This window comes from Achromobacter sp. CF-sbj1-Ac2-l (genome assembly GCF_052698165.1).
The window spans coordinates 1,252,544-1,271,477 of sequence record NZ_CP199855.1; the positions used below are offsets into that span (position 1 = coordinate 1,252,544).

Sequence of the window (18,934 nt, forward strand, 5' to 3'; positions counted from 1 at the left end):
CAGGCGGCGGCGCCGGGCCAACGAAGGCGGCGGGCGGCCGGCACGACGCGGTGCAACAGATGAGCGACGGATGTTTCTCTTGTCTTGCGCAGCGCTTTTCATCCACATAGTATTGAAACTCATTTTTATTTGAGTTCCTCAAGACGCTCGCCGGTCGCTCGCGTCGGAATGAAGTGGATCGTGACTGCAGCCTATCCCCTGGTCTCGGCCGTCAAGGCGCTCTATGTCGACCATCACGGTTGGCTCACTGCCTGGCTGCGCCGCCGGTTGGGATGTCCGGAGCAGGCGGCGGATCTGGCCCATGACACTTTCCTGCGGCTGCTGACGGCCAGGGTTCCTCCCGCCGAACTGGTCGAGCCGCGGGCCTGGCTGACCACGGCCGCGCGCCGGCTGATGCTCGACCGCCTGCGGCGCCAGCGCGTCGAACAGGCCTATCTCGAAGCCATGACGCTGGCGGCGGATGCCTTGCCGCAAGGGGCGCCATCACCCGAGGCGCTGATGAGCGCGATACAGGTGGTGGAGCAACTGGCAGCCGCGCTGGCTGCGCTGGCGCCGAAAGGGCGCGAGGCGTTCCTGTTGCATTACCTGGAAGACCACAGCCAGTTGGTGGTGGCCGAGCGTCTCGGAATCTCCGTGCGGATGGTGCAGAAGTATCTGGCGCAGGGGCTGCTGCGTTGTCACCGGGTGCTGGCCTGATGATGGCCGGGCGATCCGGTCGCCAACCGGAAGCCGCCGCATGAGGCGCGTGCCGATCCCCGATGCCATCGCCGAACAGGCCGCCCGGTGGGTCGTGCGCCTGAGTTCTGACGACGCGGCCGAGCGCGACGCCGCGCAGCGCGAACTGGAGGCGTGGGTGCGGCAAAGTCCCATGCACGAGGCGGCGGCGCGGGGCATGCGACTGGTGGTGGACCGGATGCAGGATCTGCGCGGCTCGGCGGCGCAATCGGGAGCGAAATCGGGGGCGAAATCGGGGGCGCCGGCGCGGGCGGGATTCGAAGCGGCGTTTGCCCATTCGGGCAAGCGCCGCGCGAGCCGGATGCTGTTCGCGATCGGTGCGGCGTTGCTCGTGGCCGCGGCGGGCGGGATGACACTGCGGGTGTATCCCGCGTCCTATCTGATGGCGGATGTGCGCAGCGTGACCGGCGAGTGGCGCGTCGAGCTGCTGGAGGACGGCTCGCGCGTCACCCTGGCCGGTGACAGCGCGGTAAACCTGCGATTCGACCGCCAGCGCCGGGAGCTGGAATTGGTGCAGGGACAGGCGCTGATCGAGGTGGCGAAGGACGCGCTGCGTCCCTTCGTGGTGCGCACGCGCGAGGCGCGGCTGGTCGCGCTGGGTACGCGCTTCGCAGTGGATCGGCATGACGGCGTGACGAAGCTGGCAATGATCGAGTCGCGCGTGCGGGTGGAGGCGGCCGGCACGCCACCGACGCAGGCGCTGGTGGTGCGGGCCGGGCAGCGCGTGGCGGTTACGGCGCAGGGCGTCGGGCCGATTGCGGCGGTCGATCCCGGCCAGGTGGAGGACGCCTGGAGATTCCATCAGTTGGCGGCGCGGGACCAGCCGCTGGCGGACGTGCTGGAGGAGCTGAATCGGCACCGGTCCGGCCGCATTTTCTATGACGAGGCCGCCTTGGCGGGGATCCGCATGACGGTGGTGTTGCCACTGGACGATACCGGCCGGGCGTTGCGATTGCTGGCCGAGAGCGTACCCGGCCTGACGCTGCGGTTCGCCTCGTCCTATTTCGTGTGGGTGGGGAGGACCGGTGGCGAAGCCGCCCGCTAGTCCGGGAAGATTCCCTGCGATGGGTGGTTCGTGTTTTGGAGTCCGGCGCGTCATGTCTTCTGAATGGCGATGATCCGGGACGTATCGACAGGTCCCGGCGCCCGAGCTGAGGACCACGATCATGCACAAGCTCCACCCGGCAGGCCCGCGCCGCCGTTTCCGATTTTCACCGCCGCCGCAGCCCCGCGGCCTGCCCCCCGCCGCCCGCCTGGTGCTGGCCGGGTTGGGCGCGTCGATCGCGCTGATTGCCCAGGCGCAGCGCGTCGACAGGCAATACGACATTCCCGCCGGCTCGCTGGCGGACGTCTTGAGCCGTTATGCGCAACAGTCCGACATCGCGTTGTCGCTGATTGCCGAACAGGTGGCCGGTCGCGAGAGTCCGGGGCTGCATGGCCGCTACGCGCTGGAAGAAGGCTTCGCGGCGCTGTTGCGCGGTAGCGGCCTGCAGGTCCGGCGCAGCGCATCCGGCTATGTGCTGGTGGTGTCGCCGGGAGCCGTCACCCTGGCGCCGGTCGAGATCGAGGGCGATGCGGTGGCCGGGAAAGAGGTCTATGCCGCGCCACGTTCATCCGTGTATCTGTCCAGCCGGGACCTCGACCGTTTCGGCCGGGTGTCGGTCGGTGACCTGCTGGCCGGCATACCGGGGGTGCAGGTTGGCGACAGCCGCAACGGCGGCGCGCTGGACGTCAACATCCGCGGCATCCAGGGGCAGAGCCGGGTGGCGGTGCGGGTCGATGGCTCCGAGCAGGCGCTGGACGTGTACCGCGGATACGGAGGCACGGCCCAGCGCAGCTATATCGACCCGGACCTGATCAGCGACGTGACCGTCAACAAAGGTCCCTCCGTGACGTCCGGCGCCATCGGCGGTTCGGTGGAAATGCGCACGCTGGGCGTGCGGGACATCCTCACGGAAGGCAGCCGGGTCGGCCTGCGCCTGAAGGGCGAGTTATGGAACAACGGCGTGGCGCCGCCACATCGTGGCGTCAATCCGCCATCGTCCTCCACAGGGGAGCCCTCGGCGAATGATCTGAGTGCCGTTCCGCACGATAGCCATGGCAGCCTGTTCGGGTCGCGCGCGGAATCGGGCAGCCTGGCGTTTGCCTATGCCAACGACCGCCTCGACTTCGTGGCGGCCTACGCGCACCGCAACCAGGGCAACTACTTCTCGGGCAAGAAGGGGCGGGAGCGTTATCGCATGTACTACCCGGGTGGTCGCTACGAGATGAACAGCGTGGCCAAGTCCTACAACCCTGGCGAGGAAGTGTTGAATTCGTCGGCCGAAACCGAGTCGACGCTGTTGAAACTGACGCTGCGACCCGCCGAAGGCCACGCATTGGAACTGGGCTATCGCCGCTACGACGGCAAAATCGGCGAAATCATGCCGTCGGACATCATCCGGTCCGGCACGGCGGGCATCACGCAGTATCCGCTGGGGGAAATCGGTATCGACACCTATACGGCGCGCTATCAGTTCCAGCCGGCGGACAATCCGCTGCTGGACCTGGGCGTGAACCTGTGGATGACGGATGCGAAGACCAGCCAATTGACCTCGGTGTGGGCGCCGGCGTCCCAGGCCTACGTGACGGACCGCCGATGGACCCGGCAGGCCGACCGCCGCATTGGCGGCGATCTGTCCAATACCTCGCGGTGGCGCACGGCGCGCGGCGATGTCAGCCTCAACCTGGGCGGCTCATTCCAGGTCGAGGATCTCCGGCCGCAGCGCAGCGTGGTGACGACGCAGCAGGACATCGACGGCAACCGCGTGCTGCGCGATGCCTCGCGCCGGGAGTTCAGCCTGAATGGCAAGCTGGAATACCGGCCGGTGGCGTCGCTGACGTTGTGGGGCGGCGGCCGCTACAGCCATTTTGACGTCAGGGACCGCGGCGTGTATTCCACTGCCATCCGCGAACCGCGCTCCTATCGCCCCATCATGGTGAAAAAGCCGGGTGAGTGGTGGTGGCCGGGCAACTTCGGTTACCAGACGTGGTGGCCGGACGAGCAAGGCCTGTACACGGACGCCACCGACCCGCGCCTGCATAACGGCATCGTGTTTCAGGACAGCAACCGCCCCGAGGTCGGCGTGCCGTACGACGACTTCGGGGCGGGCTCGACCCGCGTCTATGACGAGGATGTGAAAGAGGTCGTCACCGGCTATGCGCATGCCCCCAGGCTGCGCAGCCGCGGCGGCGGCTTTGCCCCATCGGTGGGCCTGAACCTGGAACTGGTGCCGGACACTTTCGTCTATGCCTCGTACACCCAGGGGCTGCGGTTGCCATCGCTGTTCGAGACCAGCCTTGGCACGATGAGCCTGTCACCGGGCAGGGGGCTCAAGCCAGAGCGTTCCAATAGTTGGGAATTCGGCGCCAGCACGGTGCGTGGCAACCTGTTGGCCGATGGCGACACGGTCGCCGCCAAGGTGGTCTATTTCAACAACAACATCAAGAACTACATCGTGCGCTACTACGACTATGACGGGGTGGAGGAGCTGACCGAAAAGGCGTTGCAGATGCGGAACACCGACCGCTACAAGACCAGCGGATTGGAATTCCAGTCGCGCTATGACGCCGGGCGGGTGTTCGCCGATCTGGCGGCCACGTATTACCTGAAGACCGAGACCTGCGACGCCGCCTTCGCGCAGCACTTGCGTGACAACCCCAGCGCTATGCGGCATACGGAAAACACGCCGACGTGCACCCCTGGCAGTTTCATGGGTTCGTATACCAACGCTCAGAATCCGCCCAGGCGGGCCTTGAGCCTGACCGCCGGCCTGCGCTTCTTCAATGAAGCGCTGACGCTGGGCGGGCGCATGGCCTACACCTCGGGCCCCACGGTCAAGGCCGACCAGCCGTGGCAGGAAACACCGACGACGAAACAGCTCGTGTACCACCCCGTGACCCTGTTCGACCTGTTCATGACCTACCGGCTGCGCGAACGGGTGATGGTGAGCCTCTCGGTGCATAACCTGACGAACCGTTATTACCTGGATCCGCTGGCGCAGAGTTTCATGCCGGCGCCGGGCCGGACGGTACGGATCGGCATGCAGACGCGTTTCTGAGCGCGCGGCGTCCGGGGGCGGGCAGTCCGCACGCGAGGCCTGCCCGCGCCGGCATCTATACCAAGGTATACGCCCCATGATCTGTTCGGAACGCCGCCCCGGACCTACACTGCCGCCTGTTGCAACCCTATAGGAGCCCGCCGTGGAAGACGACGGAAGTACCAGAACCCACGGCGCACGCCGGGTCTAGCGGGTCTGCATTTTTTTGTCAGCCGCCACGCCCGTCCGGGTCGATCCGGAGCCGCGACGGCTTGCATGCGCCATCCGAACCCCTGCGGGCGGAATCGCCCGTTTCCAGGAGACGCGCATGTTGTTCCATACCCTTTCCCCCAATCCCGTGCGCCGCGCGGCCCCCGCGCCGGCCTTCATCAACCTGACGTTCTACGGCAGCCCCGCGGTGCTGGCCCTGATCCGCAAGCGCCTCTACGAGGAACTGCGGCAGCGGTCGGAAACCGTGGCAGACGTGCGTTACTCGACCGACGGCGAACAGGCCTGCACCGCCATCAGCCTGCGCAGCGACAGCGGCAATCCCTGGCCCGTGATTACCTGGCTCAGCGACCTGTGCCGCGAGCTTGGCGTGCATACGCTGCGTGTCGGCGTGGCGCCAGCGCCGCGCGCGCAGGCGCCGGCCGTTCCCGTCCCGCATTGATTCCGCCTTACCCGATTCTCAATTTCCACCAAGCCCGCGCGGGCCGTGGACGGGGGACGCTCGCGCCGTAAAAACGGCGGGCTCCCACCGGCGGTGCGCGGGTGGGAGCAGCGAACATGAAGCAAGTCCAAGAAGCCTCGTTGCCGGCCCCGCGCGGGCCTCGCAGCGAGAAGACCCCCGCGGCCGGCGCCGCGTCGGGCAAGAATCGCACGATGCCGGTGGCGCGACATGCCGGCCTGTCGGTGCACGAAAGCCTGCAGACGCTGCAGACGCAACGCGCCGGGCTGAGCGACGCCGAGGTTGCCGCGCGTCGCGCCGTCGACGGCCTGAACGAGGTCGCGCACGACAAGCCCGCGCCGGCCTGGCTGCAGTTGCTGCGGGCGTTCCGCAACCCCTTCGTGCTGGTGCTGCTGGGCCTGGCGGCGGTCTCGTACCTCACCGATATCCAGTTCGCCGCGCCCGCCGACCGCGACTGGACCGGCATCGTCATCATGCTGACCATGGTGACGGTCAGCGGCCTGCTGCGCTTCATCCAGGAGTACCGCTCGGGCCGCGCCGCGGAGAAGCTCAAGTCCATGGTGCGCAGCACCGCCACGGTGGTCCGCCGCGACAGCCAGTCCAGCGAGCCGGTGCGCCGCGAACTGCCGATGAACGAACTGGTGCCTGGCGACATCGTCGAACTGCAGGCCGGCGACATGATCCCGGCCGATATCCGCCTGCTGCAGTCGCGCGACCTGTTCATCAGCCAGGCCATCCTGACGGGCGAAGCGCTGCCGGTCGAGAAGTACGACACGCTGGGCAATGTCAGCGCCAAGCGCGCCGAGGCGCAAGCGGGCGAGAACGCCGAGTTGCTGGACCTGGCCAACATCTGCTTCATGGGCACCAATGTGGTCAGCGGCACCGCCACCGCGGTGGTGGTGGGGACCGGGCCGAATACGTATTTCGGCTCGCTGGCCAAGAACGTGGTGTCGACCAAGCGCGTCGAGACCAGCTTCGACCGCGGCGTCAACAGCGTGTCGTGGCTGCTCATCAAGTTCATGCTGGTGATGGTGCCGATCGTGTTCGTCATCAACGGCGTCACCAAGGGCGACTGGGTCACCGCGCTGACCTTCGCGCTGGCGGTGGCGGTGGGGCTGACGCCCGAAATGCTGCCGATGATCGTCTCGGCCAACCTGGCCAAGGGCGCGGTGGCGATGGCGCGGCGCAAGGTGGTGGTCAAGCGGCTCAACTCGGTGCAGAACTTCGGCGCGATGGACGTGCTGTGCACCGACAAGACCGGCACGCTGACGCAGGACCGCATCATCCTGGAGCATCACTTCAACGTTGACGGCGACGTCGACGACCAGGTGCTGCGTCTGGGGTGGCTGAACAGCGCCAACCAGAGCGGCCAGCGCAACCTGATGGACCGCGCCATCCTGGCCCGGGCGCGGGAGCTGCGCGGCTGGGACCGCAGCGCGCATCACGAGAAGGTCGACGAGATCCCGTTCGACTTCGTGCGCCGGCGTCTGTCGGTGGTGGTGCGCAGCGTCGACGGCGGCCTGGAGATGATCACCAAGGGCGCGGTCGAGGAAATGCTGGCGGTGAGCACGGGCGTGATGATCGACGGGCAGGAACGTCCGTTGGACGCGGCCATGCGCAAGCGCCTGCTGCGTAGCGCCGAGGCCTACAACCGCGATGGCTTCCGGGTGCTGGTGGTGGCCTCGCGCCGCCTGGAGGACAGCGGCCGCACGCAGTTCCAGGCCAGCGACGAAAGCGGGTTGGTGGTGCGCGGCTTCCTGACGTTCCTGGATCCGCCCAAGGATTCGGCGCAGGCCGCGATCCGTGCGCTCAACGACTACGGCGTGGCGGTGAAGGTGCTGACCGGCGACAACCCCATCGTGGCGGCCAAGGTCTGCCGCGACGTGGGCCTGGACCTGGGTGACGACGACGCGCGGGTGCTGCTGGGCGCCGACATCGAGCAGATGGATGACGTGACGCTGTGCCGCCGCGCCGAAACCGCGGTGCTGTTCGCCAAGCTGACGCCGCTGCAGAAGTCGCGCGTGGTCAAGGCGCTGCAGGCCAACGGTCACACCGTGGGCTTCCTGGGCGATGGCATCAACGATGCCCCCGCGCTGCGCGACGCCGACGTCGGCATCTCGGTGGACAGCGGCGCCGACATCGCCAAGGAAACCGCCGATATCGTGCTGCTGGAAAAGGATCTGATGGTGCTGGAGCAAGGCGTCATCAAGGGGCGCGAGACCTTCGGCAACATCCTCAAGTACCTGAACATGACCGCCAGCTCGAACTTCGGCAACGTGTTCTCGGTGCTGGTGGCGTCGGCGTGGCTGCCGTGGGAGCCGATGCTGTCGCTGCAACTGCTGATCCAGAACCTGGTGTACGACATCTCGCAACTGACGCTGCCGTGGGACCGCATGGACGATGAGTTCCTGAAGAAGCCGCGCAAGTGGGAAGCGGGCAACATCCAGCGCTTCATGCTGTGGCTGGGGCCCACCTCGTCGGTGTTCGATATCACCACCTATTTCCTGATGTGGACGGTGTTCGGCGCCGGCGCAGCCTATGCCCTGCATGGCGGCGACCGCGGCCAGACCATCATGAATTCGGGCTGGTTCATCGAGGGCCTGGTGTCGCAGACCTTCGTGGTGCACATGCTGCGCACCCGCAAGATCCCGTTCCTGCAGAGCACGGCGTCGCTGCCGGTGCTGTTGTCGACCACCGCCGCGATCGCGCTGGCATGTTGGCTGCCCTTCTCGCCGATCGCCGAGTCCATCGGATTCGTGTCGCTGCCGCCCATCTACTTCGGCTGGCTGGCGCTGACTATCCTGGGCTACATCGCGCTGACGCAGCAGGTCAAGACCCTCTACATCCGCCGCTACGGCCGGTGGTACTGACATGCCGGGAGAGACGACATGGAAAAGGCTTTCGAGGAAATGCGCAAATTCTCGCGTGACATGCACGCCTACGAGATCGAACGGGCCGCCTTCCGTCAGGCGGGGCAGGCGCCGGACTTGCCGGATGGCCCGCTGATCCCGCTGCGGCTGCTGGTGCCGATGCTGCTGGCGTGGACATTGGGCGTGGGCGGGATCCTGTGTTTCCTGCCCTGAAGGGAGGGAGGATCGGGCGGCCGGGCGCCGCCCGATTGTCTCAGGCGACGCGGTGCAGCGCCTGGATCACGCCGAGCGCGATCCAGATGCCGACGAGCACGGCGCCGCGGACGATCCAGAGGGCTTTGATGGACGGTTTCATGGGGAGGCTGCCAGTAGGCGTTGGCGGGGCGGCGCGGCCGAAGGACGCGCCCGGGAGGGATCCGAAAATTATAGGAACCGACCCCCGCGCGGGCGAGCCGCCATTGGGATGGCGGACCTATACCTTGGTATATGCCGGCTTTCCGAAAGTGCGCCACGGCCCGCGCCTGTCTCTACAATGGCAGCTCGCGGCGCGGGGCCATCGGGGCCCGGCGCCGGCGTCCATTCAACGGGGTGGTAGCGCCATGTTCCTCAAGCCGGCCAGGTATCTGAAGCAGCGTCCCCGCGCGGGCGTTGCGCTGCTGGTGGCGCTGATGGCGATAGTGTTTCTGGCGGACACCTTCACCCGCCTGGAAATCGCCGTGGCCGTGTTCTACGTGGCGGTGATCCTGGCGGCGCTGAGCTTCCTGCCGCGACAGGGCGTCACCCTGGTCGCGGTGGCGTGCGCGGCGCTGACGCTGCTCAGCCTGTACCTCACGCCAAATGGCGGCGCACTGCGCGAACTCGGGCTGATCAACGCGCTCATCAGCATTGCCGCCATTGGCGTGACCACCTACCTGGCGCTCAAGCGGGCGGCGGCCGAGGACGCCGCATTCGAGGCGCGCACGCAACTGGCGCGCATGGCGCGCATTCACAGCCTGGGCGAGCTGACCGCGTCCATTGCCCACGAGATCAACCAGCCGCTGGCGGCCATCGCCACCAGCGGCAGCGCCTGCCAGCGCTGGCTGGAGCACGATCCGCCCAACATCGAAAGGGCCTTGCGCGCGCTGCAGCGCATGACCGGCGACGTGCATCGCGCCAGCGAAGTGGTGGCGCGCATCCGCCGCGACGCGCGCAATGCCGCGCCGCAACGCGAGCGGCTGGACCTGGCCGACGTCATCGGCGAGGTGCTGGAGCTGGCCGGCGGCGAGCTGGCGCGCAACGAAGTGGTGGTGTCCACCCGCATCCAGGAGCGTGTGCCGGCGGTGCTGGGCGATCGCGTCCAGCTTGGGCAGGTGCTGGTCAACCTGGTGCTCAACGCCATCGAGGCCATGCAGCAGACCCCGGCGGGCGCCCGCCAGTTGACGCTACGCCTGTCGTGCCATGAGGCGGGGCAGGTGCAGTGTTCGCTGACGGACTCCGGCCCGGGTCTGACGCCGCAGGCGCGCGAACGCCTGTTCGACACCTTCTGGAGCACCAAGCCCGAAGGCACCGGCCTGGGGCTGACCATCAGTCGCGGCATCATCGAAAGCCATGGCGGCCGGTTGTGGGCCGAACCCGCCGCGCGCGAGGGCGCGGTGTTCTGTTTCATGCTGCCAGCGGCGGCCGAGGATGAGTCTTCATGATCGCAAGCACGCGGCCCGAGCCCGCCACCATCCACATCGTCGATGACGACGCCTCGCTGCGCGAGTCGCTGGAGGATCTGATGCATTCGGTCGGACTGCCCGTGCGCGGCTATGGGTCGGCACGGGAGTTCCTGGACGCCGATCCGGGCACCGGCCCAGCCTGCCTGGTGCTGGACGTGCGCCTGCCGGGGCAGAGCGGCATGGACCTGCTGCGCAGCCTGCAGCAGGCGCGGCGGCGCATGCCCGTGGTGATGATCACCGGCCACGGCGACATTCCCATGTCGGTCGCGGCGATGAAGCTGGGCGCGGTGGATTTCCTGACCAAGCCGTTTCGCGACCAGGACCTGCTGGACACCATCCACGCGGCGGTCGAGAAGGATCGCGCGCAACTGGCAAGCGCATCGGGTTCTGATGAGGTCCAGGCCCGCTGGGATACTTTGACCGACGGCGAGAAGGCGGTGATGGAGCGGGTGGTGCGAGGCATGCTGAACAAGCAGATCGCGGCCGAACTCAATGTCAGCGAGATCACGGTCAAGGTGCGGCGCGGGCGTGTCATGCGCAAGATGCAGGTGCGCACGCTGGCGGACCTGGTACGCGCGGGCGGGCAACTGGGCGGTTAGCGCTCATTGGGCTGGCGCTCGTCGAGGCGCAATGCCTGGAGACGAAGGGCTCGCCCCGTCATCGGCAGGCGCCATGCGCCGCGAGCGGGCGGCCGGCCCGCTTCAGTCCGGCTTGCCCGGCGGCTGGGCCGCGGCGCGCCACAGGTCGAGGAAGTGGCGCTTTTTGAGCGGATCCAGGTACACCAGCAAGCCCACGCCCAGCGCCACCGGCCGCACGCCCGCCGCCGGCACCACCGAGGCGCCGACCGGCCGCATGCCGGACTGGCGCGCGAGCATGTCCTGGCCGCGCGGCGACAGCAGGTAGTCGAGAAAGCGCGCGCCCAGGTCGGCGCGCGGCGCCTGCCGTGGAATGATGGCCGAGCGCGACAGCATCAGGGTGTAGTCCTGCGGGTAGATGATGGCCAGCGGCGCGCCCTGGTCGATGCGGTGGCGGGTATAGGATTCCAGCAGGTTGTAGGCCAGCGTGATCTCGCCGCGTTCGAGCTTGTCGAGCGCATGCTCGGTCGATTCGTGCACGCTGACGCCGTTGCGGCCGAAGGCGGCCAGCAGCGCGCCGGCCAGGCTGTCCAGGCGCGCGTCCTGGGTGGCGGCCAGGTAGCCGATGCCGCTGCCTTCGACGTCGTAGGTCGAGATCCGGCCGGCCAGCGGCTGGTCGGGCGCCTGCAGCAGCGCCAGCAGCTCGCGGCGGGTGCGGGGCGCACGCGCGGCGTCGAGCGTGCGGGTGTCGTAGACCATCACGATGGGGTCGGTGCCGATACTGAAGACCTCGTCGCGCCAATTGGCCCAGGCGGGCAGGGCGCGGGTGTCCGGCGACACGTGCGGCTGCGCATGGCCGTCGTTGACCAGCTTGGTCTGCAGGTCCATGGCGCTGCTGATGACCAGGTCGGGGCCGGCCTTCTCGCCCGGCGCCTGCGCGGCGCGGGCGGCCACTTCGGCATACAGCGCCTGGGTCGACAGTTCCGTGTATTCCAGGCGCACGCCAGGATTGAGCTGGCTGAAGTCCTCCAGCACGCCGCGAAACACCCGCACGCTGTTGGAGGCGTGCAGCACCAGCACGTGCTTGCTGTCGGCCGGACCGAGCGTCAGGCCGTCGGCGCTGGTCTCGGCGGCGGGGCTGGCGCTGGCCAGGAGCAGGGCGGCGCCGGCCGCGGCCAGGCGCGCGAGCAGGGGAAATCTAGGCGTCATGAACGTTGGCGGGCAGGTAGACGACGGCTTCGAGGCCGCCGCCGGGGCGATTGCTGAGACTGAGCCGGCCCTGGTGGATATCGACTACGCGCTTGACGATGGACAGTCCCAGGCCGGCGCCGGGCGTGCGTGGATTGGGGCCGCGCGAGAAACGCTCGAAGGCGCTTTGCGCCAGCGCGGGCGGGATGCCGGGCCCCTGGTCGGCCACGGTGATGCGCCAGCCGGCGTCGTCGCGTTCGAGCCGCACGTCGATGTGGCCGTCCGCCGAGGCGCCATGGCGCAGGGCGTTGTCGACCAGGTTCTTGAAGGCCTCGCGCAGCATCAGGCTGTCGCCCGCGATGCAAGGCGGCGCGTTCTCCTGCGCGGCGGGCAGGCGCAGCCGCACGTCGGGCTGCGGGTCGGCCTGCGGCACGGTGTCGTAGACGGCCTGCGAAAGCAGCTCGGCCAGGTCCACGGGACCGAACTTGCGCACGTTGCTGCGGTGGATGACGCTGGCGTCACTGAGCAACTGGTTCACCAGCCGCGACAGCTTTTCGGCGTTGCGCAGCACCGCCAGCAGGCTGCGGCGCTGTTCGGCCGGGTCTTCCTCGTCCAGCGCCACTTCCATCTGCGCGTGCAGCGCGGCCAGCGGCGTGCGCAACTGGTGCGCGGCCTCGGCGATGAACAGGCGCAGGGTGTCGAGGTTCTCGGACAGCCGCGCCATGAAGCCGTCGAGCGAATGCACCAGCGTGTCCAGTTCCTCGGGCACCGGCGCGGCGATCGGATGCAGGTCGGCGGCGCTGCGCGCGGCCAGCTCGCGTTCGATGCGCTGGATCGGCGACAGCGAGCGCCGCAGGCCCCAGTAGGCCAGCGCCAGCGCCGCAGCGGTAAAGCCGATCAGCGCCAGCGTGCCCTGCCACAGGATGCGCTCGGCCAGCGCATTGCGCGCCTCGCGCGTCTGCGCCACCTGGATCAGCGCGGTCTCGGTGGCGCGCGGACCGGCGATCTTGCGCTCCATCCACGCCACCCGCACGGCCTGGCCCTGGTAGTCGGCGGTGAACAGTTGCGGCGCGGCGCCGGCGTCGGCGCCGTGAGCGGGTGGAGCGGACAGGTCGGCGTAGCCGGAGATCAGCGCGCCGTCGGCCGCCGCCACGCGATAGAACACGCGGTCGCGCGGCGCCTGCTCCAGCAGCGCCAGGGCGGCGTAGGGCATGTCCATCTGCCACTCGCCCTGCACCAGTTGCAGGCTGTCGGCCATCGACAGCGCCGAGGCGCGCAGCAGTTGGTCATAGGTGGTGTCGGCGTTCTGCTGCGCATAGCCGCGCACCAGCAGGTAGAGCGCGCCCAGTCCCACGACGAACAGTCCCAGCAGCATCGCCAGCAGGCGCCGGCGTACGGAAATACGGCGGGACCGCACCGTTTCAGTCCCTTGGCGCCGCGGTGGCGTCGGCATCCCCGGCCGCCGTCAGCAGATAACCCGTGCCGCGTTGCGTCTCGATGCGCAGCGGCGAGCCTTCCAGCTTCTTGCGCAGCCGCGCGATGTAGACCTCGATGGCATTGGGCGCCGCGTCGTCATCGAACGCGAACAGCTTGTTGGCGATCTCGGCCTTGCTGACCGCGCGGTTCATACCGGCCAACAGAATCTCGAGCAGGCTGTACTCGCGCTTGGGCAGATCGATGCGCTGCCCCGCCAGGCTGACCTGCCGCGCCGCGCTGTCGATCACCAGTTCGCCAAACCGCAGCACCCCCGCCGCCTGCACGCTGGGCCGCCGCAGCAGGGCGCGGCAGCGCGCCTCCAGCTCGCGAAAGTCGAACGGCTTGGCCAGGTAATCATCGGCCCCCGTATCCAGCGCATGCACCCGATCCTCGATATCGATGCGCGCCGTCAACGCCAGCACCGGCGTCTTGCTGCCCCGATCCCGCAGCCGATGCAGGATCTCGAACCCCGACATGCGCGGCAATCCGATATCCAGGATCACCAGGTCAAAGGTCTCGTACTGCAACACCCCATCCGCGTTCAACCCATCATTCTGGCAATCAACGGCATGCCCAAGACGACGCAGCCGACGCACAAGCGCGTCGGCCAGGTCCTCATCATCTTCGATCACCAGAATCCGCATGCGCGAGATTGTCGCATAGCGTCCCACGCCACCCTCACCACGCATCCGTCCCCCTGTAACCCCCTGTTAAGGCTGGCATTTCCCTCCACCCACGCGCAGCGGACACCTCACGCCATCCCCCACCGCGTAAGCCGTTTGGGCCGCCCGCGCGGCCCAAAAAGGCGGGCCCCGCAAACCGCTCCCATGCCGCCGAGGTTCAGCAAAGCACCAAACCAAGATTCCGGTAGTCCGGGGCGGGCGGGTGTCGCGGGGCGCGCCGTCAGATGCGCCCGACGGAATCCGAAGGAGTCGCCGTAGGCGAGGACGAGGATGAGGAAGGGGCAGTCCGGAGCGAACGCTCCGGACCGCAATCGCAGGCGCGCCCCGCGACACCCGCCCGCCCCGGACGGCCTACATCTCCTTTGTCACCCACTCCCCACCCGACCCCGGCCCCCCCAAAAACGACAGGTTCCAGACAGCTTTTCTTCCTAGTCTTCCGCCCCAGCGCCCCACCGGCGTGCAAATAACAACGAGCCCGGAGATACCCCCTCATGCTTTTGACCCTGCTTGGCTTCGGCATGGTGATCACGTTCATGACGCTGATCATGACCAAGCGCCTCTCGCCCCTGGTGGCGCTCATCCTCGTCCCCATCCTCTTCGCCCTGCTCGGCGGCTTCGGCGCCGGCATCGACAAGATGATGCTCGACGGCATCCGCAAGATCGCGCCCACCGGCGTCATGCTGATGTTCGCCATCCTCTACTTCGGCGTGATGATCGACGCCGGCCTGTTCGACCCCATCGTCGGCCGCATCCTGCGCGCGGTGAAGGGCGACCCGCTCAAGATCGTGGTCGGCACCACCGTGCTGGCGCTGGTCATCTCGCTGGACGGCGACGGCTCCACCACCTACATGATCGTGGTGGCCTCGATGCTGCCGCTGTACCGCCGCCTGAAGATGAACGCGCTGTCCATGACCTGTCTGGCGATGCTGGCCAGCGGCGTCATGAACCTGACGCCATGGGGCGGGCCGACCGCGCGCGCCGCCAGCGCGCTGCACGTGGACGCCGGCGACATCTTCGTGCCGCTGGTGCCGGTGATGGGCGTGGCCATCGTCGCGATCCTGTTGCTGGCCTTCTTCCTGGGCCTGCGCGAACGCCGCCGCCTGGGCGTGCTGTCGCTGCCCGACGGCGCCTCGCTGCACGCCGGCTACGACGAGGACGGCCCCAAGAACCTGCCCGAGATCGAGGTCGACCACGACCTGCGCCGTCCCAAGCTGCTGTGGGTCAACGCCGGCCTGACGCTGGCGCTGATGGTGAGCCTGGTGATGGGCGTGCTGCCGCTGCCGGTGCTCTTCATGATCGCCTTCGCGATCGCCCTGATCATCAACTACCCGAACCTGGCCGAGCAGCGCCGCCGCGTGGCGCAGCATGCCGGCAACGTGCTGTCGGTGGTGTCGCTGATCTTCGCGGCGGGCATCTTCACCGGCATCCTGTCGGGCACGGGCATGGTGGAAGCCATGTCGCGCAGCCTGCTGGCGGTGATCCCCGACGCGCTCGGACCGTACCTGGCCGGCATCACCGCGCTGGTCAGCCTGCCGTTCACCTTCTTCATGTCGAACGACGCTTTTTATTTCGGCGTGCTGCCGATCCTGAGCGAAGCCGCGCAAGGCTATGGCATCACGCCGGTGGAAATGGCGCGCGCCTCGCTGATCGGCCAGCCGGTGCATCTGCTCAGCCCGCTGGTGCCGTCGACCTACCTGCTGGTGGGCCTGGCGGGCGTCGAGTTTGGCGACCACCAGCGCTATTCGCTCAAGTGGGCCACGATGGTCTGCCTGGTGATGCTGGCGGCCGCGCTGGCGTTCGGCCTGTTCCCCCTGGTCGGCTCCGTCGCCTGACGCCCGCGCTTTCCCACGTTTCTTGAAAGGAGCACGTTCATGGCTTTGCGCATTGCTTACGTCACCAGCGGGATGGGCCACACGGGCACCGCGATCTGCCAGACCCTGCACCGCGCCGGTCACCGCGTCATCGCCGGCTGCGGGCCGCGCTCGTCGCGCAAGGATCACTGGCTGAAGGAACAGAAGTCGCTGGGCTACGACTTCATCGCCTCGGAAGGCGACGCCACCGACTGGGCCTCGACCGAGGCGGCCTTCGCCAAGGTGCGGCGCGAGGTCGGCGAGATCGACGTGCTGGTCAACAACGCCGGCGCCATGCTCGACATGCGCTTTCGCCAGATGAGCCACGCCGACTGGTCGGCCGTGCTGCGCAGCAACCTGGACACGCTGTTCAACAGCACCAAGCAGGTGGTCGACGGCATGGCCGAGCGCGGCTGGGGCCGCATCATCAACATCGGCTCGGTCGCCGCCGAGAAGGGCCAGATCGGCCAGATCAACTACGCCACCGCCAAGGGCGCCGTCATCGGCTTCACCCGCTCGCTGGCGCAGGAAGTGGCGGCGCGCGGCGTCACCGTCAACCTGGTGTCGCCGGGCTTCATCGCCGACGACACCGTCAAGGCCTTCCCGCCGGCGCTGCTGGACCGCATCATCGAAAGCGTGCCGGTGGGCCGCCTGGGCACCGCCAAGGACCTGGCCGGGCTGTGCGCCTGGCTGGCTTCTGACGAGGCGGCGTTCGTGACGGGCGCGAACTATGCGATCAATGGCGGCGTGTATATGAGTTGAGGGGGCTTGGCGAGTTTGCTGTCGGTGGTGTCGTCCGGACCTAAGGCAATCGGTGATCACTGTGGGGAATGGCCCGCCTGAAGGGCCATTCCTTTTCCCGAGCTACACGTCGAGCTGGTCGAACTGGATGCCGAGGGCTGCCGCGATGCGCTCACGCGTGCTCTTTCGAGGATTGGCATCGGGGGCTTCCATCGCCGCGTAGCTGGGTTGACGTATGCCCAGCCGGGTGGCCATGTCGATCTGGGTGATCTCCAGGTACTCGCGCCACGCGCGTACGATGCTCCAGCCATTTCCGCTCATCAACGCGACGACCTCATGGGGAATCGAGCCATCCGCGGGCACCCGCGCAGGGCGCCGGGTCTGGCGCGATTTCTTGCCGGTCAACGCCAGGTATTCCGCGTAGGGAAGGACGACGAACGCAGGCTTGCCGTCGGACTCGAGAATAGTGGGGTGCAGGCGCATGGAGGTTCCACGGTTGGTATCAATAGGTATTGTCGTCGCGTCGCTTCACTTCCTGAACGTCAATGATGCGAACGGCGGTTGCGACATCAAACAGGACGCGGTACGCGCCGATCCGCAGACGGAAGCCATATTGGTGTTGGCTGAGTGCCTTGATGTTGTGCATGGCCGGGAAGGCTTCCAGTTTGGCGACTTCTCCAAGGATGCGTCGTTGATCGCTGACGGGGAGTTTCAACAATTGCCTGACGGCCTTCTTTGCCCAGTTGATGACGTACACAACAATGCGGAGCCTGTCCAGTATATAGCTTAATCTATATAGGTTTACGCCCTGCCAAAGCAAAAGAAGCAGGAACCTGAGACTTTCTAAGGTTCCTGCCCACACGTATCAAGCTTGTTGCGTGTTTCTAGGACAATCGACTGATTCTTCGCCGAGCGTCTGCGGCGCGAGAATGTCCACGGCGGCGCTCACCCCCGATTGACCGACACCCCGCCATCCACCAGCAATGCCGTGCCGGTGGTGAAGCTGGACGCGTCCGAGGCCAGGTACAGAGCCGAGCGCGCGATCTCGGCCGGCGTGGCCAGGCGCTTGAGCGCGTGCAGGCCTTCGATGTAGCGGCGCGCCTCGGGCGAGTCCATCGAGGCGCGGCCCATCGGCGTGTCGGTGCCGCCGGGCAGCAGGGCGTTGGCGCGGATGCCCTGGGCGCCGTATTCCACGGCGATGGCCTGGACCAGGCCGATCAGGCCGGCCTTGCTGGCGGCATAGGCGCCCATGCCCGGAAATCCCGCGGTATGGCCGACGAACGTGGACGTGAAGACCAGCGAGCCGCCGCCGCGCCGCAACAAGGCCGGGATCTGGTGGCGCGCGCCGAGGAAGGCGCTGCCCAGGTTGGTGTCCAGGATGGTGCGCCACTGCGCCGGCGTAACCTGGTGCAGCGGCATGGCGTCGCCGGTCATGCCGGCATTGTTGAAGGCGATGTCCAGGCCGCCGTAGTGGGATTCGGCGGCGGCGACGGCCGCTTCGGCCACCGCCTCGTCGCGCACGTCGCCGGCCAGCGGCACGGCGCGGCCGCCGTCGCGTTCGATGTCCGCCACCAGGCGTTCCAGTTCGGTTTGGCGCCGCGCCACCAGGACCAGGTCCGCGCCCTCGCGCGCGAACAGCTTGGCCGTCTCGTAACCGATGCCCGAACTGGCGCCCGTGATGATGGCGACCTTGCCGATCAGTTGCTGCATGATGGTTCCTCCTGGAAGAAATGAGCCGCAACGATAGGCAGACCGCGTCGGTCGCGCTATCCGGTTCTTGCGTTTTCGGCGGGTCGGGCCTGAAGGGGCGGTTCTGGCGTCTTCTCAGGCCGCACCGGCGAGGCGGTCGCGCTGGCATGCGGCCGCGCCTGGGCCGTGCCACAATCGGCGCTGGTCGATCGAATACAGAGGAACGCCATGAGAGTCCGGTCCCGCCGCGCCGCCCTGGGCGCGGGCGCAACGGCTTTGCTGCTGTTGGTCGCTTGCGGCAAGAAGACGGAATACCCGCCCGAAGTGCAGCGCGCCACCTACGGTTCCTGCCTGGAAGCCTTCAAGGCGAAGGCGCCGCCCGCTATCGCCGCCAGCGACGTCGACGCCAAGGCCAAGGGCTATTGCCAGTGCGTGATGGATGGCCTGCAGTCCAAGGTGCCGGTGAAGGATTTTCTGCGCTATGACGAGCTGCTGGCCACGCACGTCAACAACGCCGAAAGCGAGAAGCTGGGCGCGCAGGTGATGGCCGTGGTCAATGTCTGCCTGAAGCAGATCCCGGGTCCCTGAACGCCGGGGCCCGCCGGCCGCGCCATGTCGTTCAACGGTGGGACGACGCCACTTGCGGCACGCGGACGCGTG

General features: G+C 67.8%; 17 protein-coding genes. 11 read left to right on the forward strand and 6 right to left on the reverse strand.

What is annotated here, in order from left to right; genetic code table 11:
• Positions 1–180: 180 nt before the first annotated feature.
• The 8 genes from ACUDCK_RS05770 to ACUDCK_RS05805 all read left to right on the forward strand — a co-directional run bounded on the left by ACUDCK_RS05770 (position 181) and on the right by ACUDCK_RS05805 (position 10,671).
• Complete coding sequence (locus tag ACUDCK_RS05770; RefSeq protein ID WP_336235783.1) at positions 181–696, forward strand: sigma-70 family RNA polymerase sigma factor; 516 nt, start codon at positions 181–183, stop codon at positions 694–696.
• 40 nt (positions 697–736) lie between these two features.
• Complete coding sequence (locus tag ACUDCK_RS05775) at positions 737–1,780, forward strand: FecR family protein (protein ID WP_175167732.1); 1,044 nt, start codon at positions 737–739, stop codon at positions 1,778–1,780.
• A 121-nt stretch (positions 1,781–1,901) separates the two neighbouring features.
• The gene (locus tag ACUDCK_RS05780; protein ID WP_175167731.1) at positions 1,902–4,835 is read left to right on the forward strand and encodes a TonB-dependent receptor; all 2,934 of its coding nucleotides are present in this window, start codon (positions 1,902–1,904) and stop codon (positions 4,833–4,835) included.
• A 307-nt stretch (positions 4,836–5,142) separates the two neighbouring features.
• Positions 5,143–5,484, forward strand: coding sequence for a hypothetical protein (locus tag ACUDCK_RS05785; protein ID WP_054501645.1), 342 nt, complete (start codon positions 5,143–5,145; stop codon positions 5,482–5,484).
• Between the two features lie 116 nt (positions 5,485–5,600).
• Complete coding sequence (gene mgtA, locus ACUDCK_RS05790; RefSeq protein ID WP_175167730.1) at positions 5,601–8,372, forward strand: magnesium-translocating P-type ATPase; 2,772 nt, start codon at positions 5,601–5,603, stop codon at positions 8,370–8,372.
• A gap of 18 nt (positions 8,373–8,390) precedes the next feature.
• The gene (locus ACUDCK_RS05795; RefSeq protein WP_054501644.1) at positions 8,391–8,585 is read left to right on the forward strand and encodes a hypothetical protein; all 195 of its coding nucleotides are present in this window, start codon (positions 8,391–8,393) and stop codon (positions 8,583–8,585) included.
• A gap of 386 nt (positions 8,586–8,971) precedes the next feature.
• Positions 8,972–10,051 (forward strand): sensor histidine kinase, encoded by a 1,080-nt coding sequence (locus ACUDCK_RS05800; RefSeq protein WP_175167729.1) that lies wholly within the window; start codon positions 8,972–8,974, stop codon positions 10,049–10,051.
• On the forward strand, positions 10,048–10,671 hold the full coding sequence (locus ACUDCK_RS05805) for a response regulator transcription factor (RefSeq protein WP_175142129.1): 624 nt from the start codon (positions 10,048–10,050) through the stop codon (positions 10,669–10,671). The genes ACUDCK_RS05800 and ACUDCK_RS05805 overlap by 4 nt, the downstream gene beginning before the upstream one ends.
• A gap of 102 nt (positions 10,672–10,773) precedes the next feature.
• On the opposite strand, the gene ACUDCK_RS05810 is transcribed toward ACUDCK_RS05805, so the two are convergent.
• Genes ACUDCK_RS05810 through ACUDCK_RS05820 form a run of 3 tightly spaced genes read right to left on the reverse strand, consistent with a single transcriptional unit; the run spans position 10,774 to position 13,955 of the window.
• Positions 10,774–11,856 (reverse strand): ABC transporter substrate-binding protein, encoded by a 1,083-nt coding sequence (locus ACUDCK_RS05810; protein ID WP_064522661.1) that lies wholly within the window; start codon positions 11,854–11,856, stop codon positions 10,774–10,776.
• The gene (locus tag ACUDCK_RS05815; RefSeq protein WP_240317428.1) at positions 11,846–13,252 is read right to left on the reverse strand and encodes a sensor histidine kinase; all 1,407 of its coding nucleotides are present in this window, start codon (positions 13,250–13,252) and stop codon (positions 11,846–11,848) included. The genes ACUDCK_RS05810 and ACUDCK_RS05815 overlap by 11 nt, the downstream gene beginning before the upstream one ends.
• Before the next feature lie 4 nt (positions 13,253–13,256).
• Positions 13,257–13,955, reverse strand: coding sequence for a response regulator transcription factor (locus ACUDCK_RS05820; RefSeq protein ID WP_054501639.1), 699 nt, complete (start codon positions 13,953–13,955; stop codon positions 13,257–13,259).
• Between the two features lie 530 nt (positions 13,956–14,485).
• Here ACUDCK_RS05820 and ACUDCK_RS05825 point away from each other — a divergent pair.
• Together ACUDCK_RS05825 and phbB are read left to right on the forward strand one after the other, a co-directional pair.
• A complete protein-coding gene (locus tag ACUDCK_RS05825) occupies positions 14,486–15,826 on the forward strand; it encodes a CitMHS family transporter (protein WP_064523123.1) in 1,341 nt (446 codons plus the stop codon).
• Between the two features lie 39 nt (positions 15,827–15,865).
• The gene (gene phbB, locus ACUDCK_RS05830; RefSeq protein WP_175167728.1) at positions 15,866–16,606 is read left to right on the forward strand and encodes an acetoacetyl-CoA reductase; all 741 of its coding nucleotides are present in this window, start codon (positions 15,866–15,868) and stop codon (positions 16,604–16,606) included.
• 102 nt (positions 16,607–16,708) lie between these two features.
• Here the strand turns inward: phbB and ACUDCK_RS05835 are convergent, their stop codons facing one another.
• From ACUDCK_RS05835 to ACUDCK_RS05845, 3 genes are all read right to left on the reverse strand, one after another.
• Positions 16,709–17,068: a helix-turn-helix domain-containing protein gene (locus ACUDCK_RS05835; RefSeq protein WP_054433400.1), complete on the reverse strand. Its 360-nt coding sequence runs from the start codon at positions 17,066–17,068 to the stop codon at positions 16,709–16,711.
• A 19-nt stretch (positions 17,069–17,087) separates the two neighbouring features.
• Positions 17,088–17,342 carry a type II toxin-antitoxin system RelE family toxin gene (locus tag ACUDCK_RS05840; RefSeq protein ID WP_054501956.1) on the reverse strand — a complete coding sequence of 85 codons (255 nt, stop codon included), beginning with the start codon at positions 17,340–17,342 and terminating at the stop codon, positions 17,088–17,090.
• Positions 17,343–17,530: 188 nt separating this feature from the next.
• Positions 17,531–18,295, reverse strand: coding sequence for an SDR family oxidoreductase (locus ACUDCK_RS05845; protein WP_175142133.1), 765 nt, complete (start codon positions 18,293–18,295; stop codon positions 17,531–17,533).
• A gap of 207 nt (positions 18,296–18,502) precedes the next feature.
• Between ACUDCK_RS05845 and ACUDCK_RS05850 the strand changes: the two genes are divergently transcribed.
• Positions 18,503–18,862 carry a hypothetical protein gene (locus tag ACUDCK_RS05850; RefSeq protein WP_175142134.1) on the forward strand — a complete coding sequence of 120 codons (360 nt, stop codon included), beginning with the start codon at positions 18,503–18,505 and terminating at the stop codon, positions 18,860–18,862.
• Positions 18,863–18,934 lie beyond the last annotated feature (72 nt).